Raw genomic sequence first — 13,049 nt, forward strand, 5'->3', positions numbered from 1 at the left:
GCCCCTTTGCCAGCATTTAGTCAGAGAGTAGCTGAGTTGGATCACGGTTATCTGACAATTGCTCAGAATCCCGGCGCTGATTCCACAGGTGATGATAATGCCCTTCTGGATTGGCCAGCAGCTGCGTGTGATTCCCCTCCTCTACCAGCCGTCCTTGCCGAAGCACAATGATGCGATCAGCATCACGGATCGTCGACAGCCGGTGCGCCACTACAATCATCGTCACCTTACCGCGCAAGTCATGCAGCGCTTCCTGCAAGAGCGTTTCGGTTTCACTGTCGATACTGGCCGTCGCCTCATCCAGCAGCAACACCTTGGGCTGGCGCAGCAGGGCTCGCGCCAGCGCCAGCAATTGCCGCTCACCCGTGGAAAGCGTAAAGCCACGTTCACCCAGCCGGGTTTCCAGCCCCTCGGGCAACCGTGCAATCAGGGGAGACAGGTGAGCATCATCAAGCGCCTCCTGAAGACGCCACGGCTCTGCCTCACTGCCCAGCAGCAGGTTATCGCGCAGGGTGCTGGAGCGGATGAATGGCTCCTGCGGTACGGTAGCAATGGCGGCTCCCAATGCCTCAGGCGTCAGATTTGACAGCTCACGGCCATCCAGTAGGAGCTGGCCACCCGTTACCGGCTGCAAGCCGGCCAGAAGGTCAAGCAGGGTCGACTTCCCGCTGCCGGTCGGCCCGACGATCGCCAGGAACGTGCCAGGGGCAATCTCCAGATTGATATCGCTCAACGTGTCGTGATCCGCACCTTCATGGCGGAAGCGAACCTGTTTGAGCTCAAAGCAGGCCTTGTCCACCGGCCGGCTATCGGTACCCTGTAGTGCCTGGGCCTGATCGAGCAGATTAAGCAGTCGCGTACCGGCAACGCTCGCCTGCTGATAGAGATTGAACCGCTGAGTGATTTCCATCAGTGGCTCCGTCACTCGCCCCAGGTAAGTCACAAAGGCGTACATCACCCCGATCTCGGCTCCTCCACCCAGGTGATTCAGACCATAGGTCAGGAGCAATACCGCCAGCACAATCACGCTCACCAGATCGAGCGCCGAACGCAAGAGCAGGCCCGAGAAACGTACCGTACTGATTCGTGCCTCGTACTGTTGCTGGTTGAGATCATGGAAGTGCTTGCGGAACGGCGCGGTCTGGTTGAAGGCCTGGATAATAGCCATTCCGCCAATCGCCTCATTGAGACGCGCGCTCTGCTCGGAGCGCAACGCCCTCACCCGCATGGCAGCCGGCCCGCTCAAGCGCTGATATAGCCAGACGATAAAAGCGGCCGCCGGGATAAGCAGCATGGCGATCATCATGAGATGGACATTCATCAGTGCCATGGCCACCAGAATGCCGATCAGTAGCACAATATTGCCGACAATGGTGCCCAAAAACGCGACATAGAGTTCACGCAGGGCATCTGTGTCATTGGTTACCCGCGCGACCAGCTCCCCGGTTGCCGTACGGTCATGAAAGCTCTGCGGCAAGTGCAGAACATGGCGGAACAGCCGCCGACGCAACAGCAGTACCGTATCCATGGCGATGCCAGCAAACCGCAGGCTTTGCAGGTAACGCCCGAGTGCGGCGAGCGCCTGGGTTACTACATAGATCAGGAACAGCACGATCAGGGGCTCAGCCCGCAGATCGCCAGGCACCAGGTAGGTATCCAGATAATGCTTGGTCAACCAGGGGCCCATCACGTCCATGACAGTTGCCCCAATCAGGATAGCCACAGCCGCCATCAGCCGGCGCGGATTGGCCAGCACCGGCCCCAGCAGCAATTTGATAACACGATGCTTAGGCATGTTCGCCTCCTGCCTGTTGCAGCTGCCAGAGTCGGGCGTAGACACCACCCTGCGCCAGCAACTGTTCATGCGAGCCTCGCTCGGCGATACGGCCCTCCTCCAACACAATCAACTGATCAGCCTCCCGTACGGCAGACAGACGGTGGCTCACAATGATGCGCGTCCGATTGCCCAGGCGAGCCAGCGTCTCGAGCAGACGTGTTTCGGTCGCGGTATCAACGGCCGACAGCGTGTCATCCAGCAGCAGGATAGGCGCATCGGATAACAGTGCACGCGCCAGGGCTACTCGCTGTCGCTGGCCTCCAGACAATGTCACACCGCGCTCACCCACCGGCGTTTCAAGCCCTTCGGGGAGCTGATTGAGGTCTGTGGCAAAGGCCGCGTCGGTCAGAGCGCCCCGGATCTGCTCGGGGGTAGCCTCAGGTCGTCCAAGTGCAACGTTTTCAGCCAGACTGCGGGCAAACAGGAAAGGATCCTGGGGAACGTATGCAAACTGAGCCCGTAACGCTTCCAGTGAGTACGCCTCAAGAGGATGATTGCCCAGGCGAATCTCGCCGTCCGTCAAAGGGTACTGACGGAGCAGCAGCCGCAGCAAGGTGCTCTTCCCGCTGCCTGTGGCGCCCACAATGCCTAGCGTACTTCCTGCCGGAAGCTCGAAGTGAATATCCTGCAACGCAGGCGTCTGGCCTTGAGGATAGACAAAGGAAGGAATATGCACGCTCAACGTCGATCCGGGCTCGGGCGTCAGTGCCCCCTCGTCTCGGATGCTTTCTACGGAGGCAAAAAACTCCCGCAGGCGACGCCCTCCCGCCTCTCCGCGCTGGAGGATATTGAGGCACCAGCCAATGGCAAACATTGGCCAGATCAGCTGTACAAGGTAAAGGCTGAAGCTGGTCAGCTGTCCTAGCGTAATGGCGCCCTGCATGTAGCGTCCGGTGCCCACGATCAATGTCAGCAGCGTGGCGCAGCTTAGCGCTACGAAGATGATGGGCTCGTACTTGGCTTCGGTTCGCTGAACCGCGTAATCAGCCTTAGCCGCCGCACGGGCGCGCTCGTCAAAATCATCCAGCTCCGCTTCGATCAGCGCGTTCTGTCGCAGCATACGCAGCCCGCTCAAAGCCTCCTGAGTGCGATCATTGAGGTCTGAGAAGCGCTGCAAGGTCTGCCCGAAGCGTTGCTGAACCCGCTTCGCCACATGGTAGAACCCCCAGGCCATGAACGGAAACGGCAGCAGGGCCATGAGCGCCAACGGCGCATCGATACCGACCAGCATGACTGCCAGTACAAGCACCAGGGTCATGGCCCCGTCAAAACTGGACAGCACGCCCTCACCGGCAGCCATCTCTACTGCATCGATATCCTGGGTAGCCCGTGCCAGTAGATCGCCCGTACGACTCGCCTGAAAAAAGCCGGGATCCAGTCGGGTAAGCTTGGCGTAAAACGCATCGCGCAGCTCCACGCCTACCTTGTACGCGGTTCCGAACAACCGTACCCGCCAGTGATAACGAAGCACATAGAGCCCAAGACCAACCACCGCCAGCAGGGCGACACGCCCTAGCAGCTCCGTTTGCCCAAGCTCACCGGCCCGTAGTGCATCAATGGTTTTGCCTACCCACCAGGGCAGCGTCAGATTCAAGAGGCCTACGCCCAACAGGCAGGTGATTGCCCCGCAATAGGCCAGTCGATGGCGAAAGAGAAAATCGCGCAGTAACGTCCAAAGCGCCATGTAAAGAAATACCTGAACATAAGTAGCTGCCCAGTATAGCCCTCTATGACGTCTGAACCGGAGCCTGACAGAGCAGCCAATCCTGTAGAAGAGTTTGCAGTTCACCCAGCCTGACCGGCTTAGCCAGGTAATCGCTCATCCCGGCCGCCAGGCAACGTTCCCGATCACCGTGGTGTGGATGGGATGACAACGCCAGCACCGGCAGCTCCTCGCAATCGGGCAATGCCCGAATGGCCCGACAGATGGCAAACCCATCCATGACCGGCATCTGGCAATCGAGCAGGACGGCATCCACCGTTACCTGATCCAGGAGTTCAAGTGCCTGAGAGCCGGAATCGGCAGTCCGCACCTGATAGCCCAGCCGGAGCAGCATGCCACGCAGGATCATCTCGTCATGAGCATTGCTCTCCACGATTAGAACCGTGCAATTGCCGGGCTGCCGTGTCGTCAGCACACAGGCGCGGCGCGCAGGTGCCGGCAGCGCCACACGCCCCGGTAGCGGCAAGGTAATAGCCATGCGAAAGCGACTTCCAGTACCCACCTGCGAGGAATGGCTGAGCGTTCCCCCCAGGAGATGGATCAGCTTGCGACACAGGGCCAGGCCAATTCCCAATCCGCCATAACGGCGCGTCAGAGAACCATCGAGCTGATGGAAGCGCTGATAGAGCTGCTCGCTCTGCTCCGGTGTAAACCCGATACCCGTATCGACCACCTCAATCAGCAGCGGCTGGCGATAAGCATCTGCCTGCGCATCCGGATGCGCCTGTACGCGCACCGTTACCGATCCTTCATGCGTGAACTTAATGGCGTTTTCGATCAGATGCCCCAAGGCTCTGGCCAGCTTTGGTGCGTCACCTTCCAGGGTATCGGGCAATGCCGGGTCGATCTCCACTTGGAATGCCAGACGCTTGGCCTCGGCACTCGGGGTATAGCGCGTGCGTAAACTGTCAAAGAGTCCATGCAGACTGAACGGCACCCGCCGAGCCACCTGCTTGCCGGCACGCAGCTCGGTGAGGGTCAGGATGTCATCCACCATGCGCATCATTGCTCGCGCGGACTCGCTGGCGGACTGGTGGTACTGCTCCAGCTCCACCGTCATGGGCTGCGTCTGGATCAGTTCCAGCGAGCCAATGACTCCATTCATAGGCGTTCGCAACTCATGGGTCACGGTAGCCAGAAACTCATCCTTCAAGCGATTACTGTTGGCCAGCTCCTCGTTCAACCGCTCCAGTGCACGGCGAGACTCTTCGAGAATCCGCGCCCGTTCCTCGCGCATGGCATTGATCCGGTCAGCCAGAGCCAACGAAAGCAAGGCTACCTCAAGCGCCGAGCCAATCTGGCTCGCATAGACCGTGAGGAAGTTATAAGGCAACAGACCGGCTACCATTAGAATATTGGCCAGCCCGCCAAGCAGGAAAATCGACCATGCGATGATGAAGTAACGCGCGGTACGCATACCATCGAACCAGGCCCGGATACCGGCCGTGAACACGACAAAGATAAAGATCAGTGCCAGGAGCGTGGCCAACCGCATCGCGGTCGCGTAGTCACAGGTCAGTGACGTCAGGACGCATAGGCAGGCCAGCAGGATCAGGCCCTTCATGCAGAGGTCGATTCGACGACTGTACTGGCGGGTCTGCAGGAAATGTCGGGTGAACTGGCTACCAAAGATACCTGCCATGCCGACAAAGAATGGCGTTGCGATGTTGGCCCAGCGAGGACTGTCCGGCCACAGGTACTCGGAGCCGGTCCCGTTGATCGACAGCAGATAGCAGCCGAACGAGCCGACATAAAAGATGTGATACAGGTAACTGGGATCGCGAACGCTGAGGAAAATGAGCAGGTTGTAGAGCATCATCACCAGCAGAACACCGTAGATGATACCTAGCAGATAAACACGTGCCGGCTCAGCCTCGATAAACGCCCTGGTGGTCCAGAGCACCAGCGGGGCCTGAACGGACCCCTGACTTTCAACCCGCAGATACAGCCGCTTCGTCTCTCCCGGTGCAAACGACAGCGGATACAGATAGCTGCTGTGCCGAATCAGACGGCTGCTGAACGGCAGTGTATCCCCCATGCGCTGGGCCAATCGGTACACACCCTGCGCATCGGGTGCGTAGATATCATAGCGGTCGAGTGGTGGGTAGGAGAGTTCGAGCAGCCAGCTCTTGGGCCCAATGCCGGTCTTGGGTCGATACGCAAGGTCCAGGCGAATCCAGTAGGCCGAGCGTGAATAACCGGCCCCAAAAACATCTTCGCCATGCCGGATAAAGCTGCCACTTAATGCCGGTGATGTGATGTCTTCGATAGTCGATGTGCCACGAACATCCTCGAATACCTCAAGCGACTGTCCGAGGGACAATCGTTCGATCGACTCATCGAACTCAACGGCCTGTACCCACCAGGGCCATGCGAGCAGAATGAAAAAGAACCAGTTGCGCATATAAAAGGCTTCGCCAGAAAAGCCCGCAGGCAGCATCATGCACAAACTGCCCTCTCGTGCGACGCATCCCTTCAAGCATTGAGTTAGGTGCGGCACTCTATCACAGGCCGGCCCAGCAGCTACACTGCCGACCGGAGCCTTTGTTCAGCCTGTTTAGTGATAAGCTTTTTGCCATGAATACACACAACGCTCGTCCCGTCGTCCTTTGCCTTTCCGGTCATGACCCCAGCGGCGGCGCTGGTCTGCAGGCAGACATCGAAGCCCTGATCGCCCAGGGCTGCCATGCGGCACCCGCCGTCACCGCGCTGACCGTTCAGGATACGATCAACGTGTCCGACTTTCGTGTACTGGACCGTGCCTGGGTGATGGCCCAGGCCAACGCCGTGCTGACGGATCTTCCTGTCGCAGCCGTCAAGCTGGGCATGCTTGGTTCTATCGAAATGGTTGAAACAGTACTGGATATCCTCGCGGATCATCCACAGTTGCCACTGGTGTGCGACCCGGTGCTACGCGCCGGTGGTGGTGGAGCCCTTGGCAAGGATGAGGTGGGTTATGCCATCCGCGAGCGGCTGTTGCCGCGCGCAACGATTGTCACGCCTAACCTCCCCGAGGCCCGCATCCTGGCCGAACTGCCGGAAGGGACGGCAGACGCGTGTGCCGACAAACTTCTCCCCTACTGCGAGCATTTGCTCATCACCGGCGGTCATGGTGACGAGCAGGAAGTGCACAATCGCCTGTACACCCGTGACGGGCATCAGGAAACCTTTATCTGCCAGCGTCTTCCCGGTAGCTATCACGGTTCGGGCTGCACGCTGGCCAGCGCACTGGCCGGTCGGCTGGCTCTGGGAGAAGCCCTGCCCAGCGCAGTTCGCTCAGCTCTGGACTACACCTGGCGCACCCTGCGTGATGCCGAGCGTCCCGGCCGCGGCCAGTATATTCCCCGTCGCCTGCCACTGGACTTCTGCTCATGACTCCACTGCGTGGTCTGTACGCCATTACTGACAGCCAGCTCCTGGCCGACGACAAGCTTCTCCCCTATGTGGAAGCCGCATTGAAGGGCGGTGCCCGCTTGATTCAATATCGGGACAAATCCAGCGACCAGGTCCGCCGTCGGGACGAAGCTCAGGCACTGTCCGAGCTGTGTAGACGCCACGGCGCAGACCTCATCATCAATGACGACCTTGAGCTTGCACTCCAATTGAGTGTGGGCCTGCATCTGGGGCAGGAAGATGGATCCCTCGCCGAAGCACGCCAACAGTTAGGTCAGGCGGCAATTCTGGGAGGTACCTGCCATGCCCAGCTGGCCCTGGCGGAACGCTCTGTCCTGGAAGGCGCCAGCTACATCGCCTTTGGTCGCTTCTTCAACTCAAACACAAAACCCGGCGCACCGGCGGCCACGCCTGAACTGCTGATCGAGGCGCAACGCCGCTTCACCGTGCCGGTGTGCGCCATTGGAGGCGTTACCCTCGACAATGCCCCCTCACTGATCGAGCGTGGAGCCAGTCTGATTGCCGTCATTCATGCATTGTTTTCCGCGCCCTCTGCCGAAGAGGTAGAGCGCCGCGCCCGGGCATTCAGTGCACTGTTCAACCCCATTTCGTAGAGAATTCGCCATGTCACGCTCCGAAACACTGTTCGCCGATGCCCAGAAGCATATTCCAGGTGGCGTCAACTCCCCGGTTCGCGCCTTCAAAAGCGTGGGCGGCACGCCCCTTTTCTTCAAGCATGCCGCAGGCGCCTATGTCATCGACGAAGACGACAAGCGTTACGTTGACTATGTAGGCTCCTGGGGCCCGATGATTCTGGGGCATAGTCATCCCGACGTACTGGATGCTGTGCGCCGCCAGCTTGAACATGGTTTGTCCTATGGCGCACCAACCGCCATGGAAACCGAAATGGCCAATCTGATCTGCCAGCTGGTGCCCTCCATGGAAATGGTGCGCATGGTCAGCTCAGGCACCGAAGCTACCATGAGCGCCATTCGCCTGGCACGTGGATATACCGGTCGCGACACCATCATCAAGTTTGAAGGGTGCTATCACGGCCATTCGGACAGTCTTCTGGTAAAAGCGGGCTCTGGTGCCCTCACCCTGGGCGTTCCCAGCTCTCCTGGCGTACCCGCTGCGTTTGCCCAGCACACCCTGACCCTGCCCTACAACGACCTGGACGCCGTCAAGGAAACCCTGCAGAAAGTAGGCGCGGATATCGCCTGTATCATTGTCGAGCCCGTGGCCGGCAACATGAACTGCGTACCGCCTGCCCCCGGCTTCCTGCAAGGCTTGCGTACCCTGTGCGATGAACATGGCGTGGTGCTGATTTTTGACGAGGTCATGACTGGCTTCCGCGTTGCCTTGGGTGGTGCCCAGGCTCATTACGAAATCACACCGGATCTCACCACCTTTGGCAAGATCGTGGGTGGAGGCATGCCTGTCGGGTGCTTTGGCGGTAAGCGCGCCATCATGGAAAAGATTGCACCGCTTGGCCCGGTCTATCAGGCCGGCACGCTGTCCGGTAACCCACTCGCCATGGCAGCTGGCCTGACGACGCTTAAGCTCATCAGCCGTCCCGGCTTCCACGACGAGCTGACCGCTCTGACAACCCGCCTGCTGGACGGGTTGCGCGAACGTGCCCAGGCAGCCGGCGTTCCGTTCGTCACCACCCAGGCAGGCGGCATGTTCGGCCTTTATTTCAGCACGGCAGACGACATCGTGACCTTCGATGACGTTATGGCCAGCGACGTCGAGCGCTTCAAGCGCTTCTTCCACCTGATGCTGGACGGTGGCGTCTATCTCGCACCCAGCGCATTCGAAGCCGGCTTCACCTCTATTGCACATGGCGAAGCGGAACTCGACATCACCTTTAAAGCAGCCGAACGTGCCTTTGCCGCGCTGAAAAACTGAGTACCGCCTATCGATGGTTTCGCTTGTAGGCAAACGGAGCGGAACCATCGTTTGCAATGAGCCTCTCAGTTTGAAACAGCCGATATCAGGCAATTACAAAAAAAGTTCATCGTAACTGCGTAAATTTTTTGTAAGGTGGTATCGGCTTCACTCATAATGTGCGAGCCGGCGCGTTTCGCCGGTCGGGTTTCCAGAAAAACCTGCCTCGATCCTGGAGGCGTTCCATGCACCGCGCCGGCCGTTTCATCATTACCAGCTTGCTCCTGTTCCCGCTGCTCGCCTTTGCGGGCGGTAATTCCCTGCTCATTCCCAGCACCAGCCGCTGCAACCTCAATGCAGCCCCGGAAGAGCTTCCGCAAGCCCTCTCCAAGTGCCAGCAGACTGCCCGCGCCGGTGATGCGCAGGCGCAATATGAGCTAGGCAGCTTTTACTACGATGGCAAACAGACCCCAAAGGATTTGAATCAGGCTCGTATCTGGTTCGAGCAGGCTTCGCTGAAGGGCCATGCTGATGCGCAGTACCGATTGGGCACCATGTTTTTCCGTGGCGAAGGTGTTCAGGCCAATACCGTGCAGGCCTATATCGTACTCAAGATGGCTGCCATCAACGGCTCGGAAGACGCCATGGACACCGCGGATCTGGTAGCTGAGCAGATGAGAAGGGATGAGCTGGAAATTGCAACCCAGGTGCTGGGTCAGATTTTCAGAGACTACCTGCAGGATCTGCAGACGGCAGGCACCGGAAATCCTTTCGCGCCACTTCCCTGACAAACCGGTAGACGCAGCCGCATGGTATGACGGCTGCGTTTTGCGGCATTATTTCTCCGGCATTGGTACCGGAAATGGCATGACGTTCGTTCCGCCCTTGGCTTCGCTGATCTTGGCCTGGCCAAGACGCTCCACTTCGTCGATCCGGATGACCGAGTGCAAGGGAACGAAGCTGCGGATAACGCCTTCGAACTGGGACTTCAGTTTTTCTTCACTGGGGTCTACGACGACTTGTGTACGCTCGCCAAAGACGAATTCCTCGACTTCGAGAAAGCCCCACAGATCACTTTGATAGATCTGCTTGGCATACATCTCGTAAACCTGTCCCTGGTTATGAAAAATCACCTTATAGATCGCTGGTTTGCTCATGATGATGGGTAACAGGAATGAAAACGGGGACGGATAATAGCAGTGAGGAGACGATCAGTGCTAGGAAGCAAGGACTCTCATCCTTATAATATGCGGTCCTCAATTTTTTCCCCGACGAAGCGCGCATGACCAAGAAGCTTTTCATCGAAACTCACGGCTGCCAGATGAACGAGTATGACTCGTCCCGCATGGTCGACCTCCTCGGTGAGCATCAGGCGCTGGAGCTGACCGCAAATCCGGCCGAAGCCGATGTGATCCTGCTCAATACCTGCTCCATTCGTGAAAAGGCTCAGGAAAAGGTCTTTTCGCAACTGGGCCGCTGGCGCGAACTGAAGTTACAGAACCCCGAGCTGGTGATCGGCGTGGGCGGCTGCGTGGCCAGCCAGGAAGGCGCCGCGATTCGTGATCGTGCGCCCTACGTCGACGTGGTGTTCGGCCCTCAGACGCTGCATCGCCTGCCTGAAATGATCGACGCGGCCCGTGCTACTCGCGCACCACAGGTCGACATTTCCTTCCCGGAAATCGAGAAATTCGATCGCCTGCCCGAACCTCGTGTCGATGGTCCCAGCGCATTCGTCTCGATCATGGAAGGCTGCAGCAAGTACTGCACGTTCTGCGTCGTGCCCTATACCCGTGGTGAAGAGGTCAGTCGACCCTTTGATGACGTCCTGGCCGAAGTGATTCACCTGGCCGAGAACGGCGTTCGCGAAGTCACTCTGCTCGGACAGAACGTCAATGGCTATCGCGGCCTGACCCATGATGGCCGGATCGCCGACTTTGCCGAGCTGCTGCGCGTGGTGGCGGCCGTTGATGGTATCGACCGGATTCGCTACACCACCTCGCATCCGCTGGAGTTTTCCGACGCCCTGATCCAGGCACACGCCGAAATCCCGGAACTGGCCAAATTCGTGCATCTGCCGGTGCAGTCGGGTTCTGACCGAATCCTGGCAGCCATGAAGCGCAACCACATGGCCATCGAGTACAAATCACGTATTCGCAAACTCAAGGCGGCGGTTCCTGATATCTGCATCAGCTCTGACTTCATTGTTGGCTTTCCGGGCGAAACCGAGAAAGACTTCGAGCAGACCATGAAGCTGATCGAGGATGTCGGCTTCGACTTCTCCTATTCCTTCGTCTACAGCGCACGCCCCGGCACACCGGCAGCGGATCTGGTGGACGATACCCCGGAAGAGGTCAAGAAACAGCGTCTGCAGATCCTGCAAGCCCGCATCAACCAGCAGGGCTTCGAGATCAGTCGTCGCATGGTTGGCACGGTCCAGACCATCCTGGTCAGCGACTTTTCCAAGAAGGACCCAGGCATGCTCCAGGGTCGTACGGAAAACAACCGCATCGTCAATTTCCGCTCTAGCAATGCCCTGCTGATTGGCCAGTTCGTCCAGGTTCATATTGATGACGCTCTGCCCCACTCCCTGCGAGGCACCCTTCTGGCAGAAATTGCACAGCCGCATGCAACTTCCAGTGCCATAGTCACTGTCTGACTATTGGTAGAGTGCGCACTTTGCGAAGTGCGCACAACCGATTACTCTTCAAGTAAACACCATCAGCTATAGGGCGATTATTCCTTCCTTGAATACACCTCAAGAACCTCGGCGCTTTACTCTCGAACCGTTTGATGCTCAACGCTTTGCCAAGCTTTGCGGCCAGCTCGACGAAAACCTTCGGCAGATCGAAAAACGGCTCGATATCGAAATCCGCAACCGCGGCAACCAGTTCGAACTGGTCGGCACGCCGGAGCGTATCCAGTCGGCTGAAAATCTGCTGCGACGTTTGTATCGCGAGACCAAGACCGAAGATGACCTGACGCCTAATATGGTTCATCTGTTTCTGCAGGAGTCTGGCCTTGAGGGGCTTTCCGAGCCTCAGAGCGATCTGAATGTCTCGCTGCGCACCCGCAAAGGCATGATTCGTCCTCGCGGTGCCAATCAGCAGCGGTACGTCAAGTCGATTCTCGACCATGACATCAACTTCGGCATTGGCCCGGCGGGCACCGGCAAGACCTACCTCGCCGTAGCCTGTGCCGTCGATGCTCTCGAACGAGAGCAGATCCGCCGTATCCTGCTGGTTCGCCCCGCGGTTGAAGCGGGCGAGAAGCTCGGCTTCCTACCGGGTGATCTGGCTCAGAAGATCGACCCGTACCTGCGTCCTTTGTATGACGCCCTGTACGAGATGCTTGGCTTTGAGACCGTAGCCAAACTGATCGAACGGCAGGTCATCGAAGTGGCTCCACTGGCTTACATGCGGGGTCGAACGCTCAACAACAGCTTCATCATTCTTGACGAGAGCCAGAACACTACCGTCGAGCAGATGAAAATGTTCCTGACACGTATCGGCTTCGGCTCTACAGCCGTCATCACCGGCGATATCACCCAGGTCGACCTGCCCCGCGGCACGCGCTCAGGCCTGGCTCATGTCATCAACGTCCTGAAAGACGTGCCGGGCATTGGATTTACGCACTTCCTGGCAAAGGACGTGGTACGTCATCCTCTGGTACAGCGCATTGTCGAAGCTTATGATCGCTTCGAACAACAGCAGACTGACAAACGTCAGTCGCGGGAAAACACGAATGACGATTGAGCTTGATGTACAAATCGCCAGCGAAGCGCCCGATCTACCTGAGGAACCTGAGTTACGTCGCTGGTGTGAGGTCGCCCTCCGCCAGCGCACCACTGATTCAGAACTGACCATCCGCCTGGTGGATGAGCCGGAAGGTCGCGAACTCAATCGCACCTACCGGCACAAGGACTATGCCACCAACGTACTTACTTTCCCGGCCGATGTACCCGACGAGCTGCTGGATATTCCGCTGCTGGGTGACGTCATCATCTGCGCACCAGTCATCGCGCGTGAGGCTGCCGAGCAGGGTAAGCTTCTCAAGGCCCATTGGGCTCATATGGTTATTCATGGCTGCCTGCACCTGCTTGGCTATGACCATATCGAAGACGAAGAAGCGGAAGAAATGGAAAGCCTGGAACGAGAATTGCTGGCAGAACTAGGTCATCCCGACCCCTATGGCGACGAACAAAACTGA

11 protein-coding genes are annotated in these 13,049 nt (G+C 58.4%); 7 read left to right on the top strand and 4 right to left on the bottom strand.

Translation table 11 applies throughout. The features are described from left to right. Window positions 1–16: 16 nt before the first annotated feature. Genes QWJ10_RS02575 through QWJ10_RS02585 form a run of 3 tightly spaced genes read right to left on the bottom strand, consistent with a single transcriptional unit; the run spans window position 17 to window position 5,964 of the window. A complete protein-coding gene (locus tag QWJ10_RS02575) occupies window positions 17–1,795 on the bottom strand; it encodes an ABC transporter transmembrane domain-containing protein (RefSeq protein ID WP_289924174.1) in 1,779 nt (592 codons plus the stop codon). Continuing rightward, a complete protein-coding gene (locus tag QWJ10_RS02580) occupies window positions 1,788–3,521 on the bottom strand; it encodes an ABC transporter transmembrane domain-containing protein (RefSeq protein ID WP_289924177.1) in 1,734 nt (577 codons plus the stop codon). The genes QWJ10_RS02575 and QWJ10_RS02580 overlap by 8 nt, the downstream gene beginning before the upstream one ends. Before the next feature lie 43 nt (window positions 3,522–3,564). Next, complete coding sequence (locus tag QWJ10_RS02585; RefSeq protein ID WP_289924535.1) at window positions 3,565–5,964, bottom strand: hybrid sensor histidine kinase/response regulator; 2,400 nt, start codon at window positions 5,962–5,964, stop codon at window positions 3,565–3,567. 173 nt (window positions 5,965–6,137) lie between these two features. On the opposite strand from QWJ10_RS02585, the gene QWJ10_RS02590 reads away from it, so the two are divergent. From QWJ10_RS02590 to QWJ10_RS02605, 4 genes are all read left to right on the top strand, one after another. Beyond that, window positions 6,138–6,935, top strand: coding sequence for a hydroxymethylpyrimidine/phosphomethylpyrimidine kinase (locus tag QWJ10_RS02590; RefSeq protein WP_026003714.1), 798 nt, complete (start codon window positions 6,138–6,140; stop codon window positions 6,933–6,935). Beyond that, a complete protein-coding gene (gene thiE / locus QWJ10_RS02595) occupies window positions 6,932–7,567 on the top strand; it encodes a thiamine phosphate synthase (RefSeq protein WP_289924182.1) in 636 nt (211 codons plus the stop codon). Before QWJ10_RS02590 ends, thiE begins: the two co-directional genes overlap by 4 nt. A 10-nt stretch (window positions 7,568–7,577) precedes the next feature. Continuing rightward, on the top strand, window positions 7,578–8,864 hold the full coding sequence (gene hemL / locus QWJ10_RS02600; RefSeq protein WP_150347998.1) for a glutamate-1-semialdehyde 2,1-aminomutase: 1,287 nt from the start codon (window positions 7,578–7,580) through the stop codon (window positions 8,862–8,864). Window positions 8,865–9,088: 224 nt separating this feature from the next. Then, window positions 9,089–9,631, top strand: a complete 543-nt coding sequence (locus QWJ10_RS02605) for a tetratricopeptide repeat protein (protein ID WP_010797116.1) — start codon at window positions 9,089–9,091, stop codon at window positions 9,629–9,631. 48 nt (window positions 9,632–9,679) lie between these two features. On the opposite strand, the gene QWJ10_RS02610 is transcribed toward QWJ10_RS02605, so the two are convergent. Next, window positions 9,680–10,000: a DUF1820 family protein gene (locus QWJ10_RS02610; RefSeq protein WP_010797115.1), complete on the bottom strand. Its 321-nt coding sequence runs from the start codon at window positions 9,998–10,000 to the stop codon at window positions 9,680–9,682. Window positions 10,001–10,125: 125 nt separating this feature from the next. Between QWJ10_RS02610 and miaB the strand changes: the two genes are divergently transcribed. The 3 genes from miaB to ybeY all read left to right on the top strand — a co-directional run bounded on the left by miaB (window position 10,126) and on the right by ybeY (window position 13,049). After that, entirely contained in the window at window positions 10,126–11,499 is a 1,374-nt protein-coding gene (gene miaB / locus QWJ10_RS02615; RefSeq protein ID WP_197872189.1) for a tRNA (N6-isopentenyl adenosine(37)-C2)-methylthiotransferase MiaB, read from the top strand. A gap of 88 nt (window positions 11,500–11,587) precedes the next feature. Continuing rightward, window positions 11,588–12,595 carry a PhoH family protein gene (locus QWJ10_RS02620; RefSeq protein WP_197872188.1) on the top strand — a complete coding sequence of 336 codons (1,008 nt, stop codon included), beginning with the start codon at window positions 11,588–11,590 and terminating at the stop codon, window positions 12,593–12,595. Beyond that, a complete protein-coding gene (gene ybeY, locus QWJ10_RS02625) occupies window positions 12,585–13,049 on the top strand; it encodes an rRNA maturation RNase YbeY (protein ID WP_289924188.1) in 465 nt (154 codons plus the stop codon). Before QWJ10_RS02620 ends, ybeY begins: the two co-directional genes overlap by 11 nt.

The organism is Pseudomonas sp. WAC2 (assembly GCF_030403525.1).
Classification (GTDB): Bacteria; Pseudomonadota; Gammaproteobacteria; order Pseudomonadales; family Pseudomonadaceae; genus Chryseomonas; species Chryseomonas luteola.

Coding starts and splice junctions, on each gene's coding strand:
- QWJ10_RS02575 (WP_289924174.1), bottom strand. CDS start 1,795: ATGCCTAAGCATCGTGTTATCAAATTGCTGCTGGGGCCGGTGCTGGCC.
- QWJ10_RS02580 (WP_289924177.1), bottom strand. CDS start 3,521: ATGGCGCTTTGGACGTTACTGCGCGATTTTCTCTTTCGCCATCGACTG.
- QWJ10_RS02585 (WP_289924535.1), bottom strand. CDS start 5,964: ATGCGCAACTGGTTCTTTTTCATTCTGCTCGCATGGCCCTGGTGGGTA.
- QWJ10_RS02590 (WP_026003714.1), top strand. CDS start 6,138: ATGAATACACACAACGCTCGTCCCGTCGTCCTTTGCCTTTCCGGTCAT.
- thiE (WP_289924182.1), top strand. CDS start 6,932: ATGACTCCACTGCGTGGTCTGTACGCCATTACTGACAGCCAGCTCCTG.
- hemL (WP_150347998.1), top strand. CDS start 7,578: ATGTCACGCTCCGAAACACTGTTCGCCGATGCCCAGAAGCATATTCCA.
- QWJ10_RS02605 (WP_010797116.1), top strand. CDS start 9,089: ATGCACCGCGCCGGCCGTTTCATCATTACCAGCTTGCTCCTGTTCCCG.
- QWJ10_RS02610 (WP_010797115.1), bottom strand. CDS start 10,000: ATGAGCAAACCAGCGATCTATAAGGTGATTTTTCATAACCAGGGACAG.
- miaB (WP_197872189.1), top strand. CDS start 10,126: ATGACCAAGAAGCTTTTCATCGAAACTCACGGCTGCCAGATGAACGAG.
- ybeY (WP_289924188.1), top strand. CDS start 12,585: ATGACGATTGAGCTTGATGTACAAATCGCCAGCGAAGCGCCCGATCTA.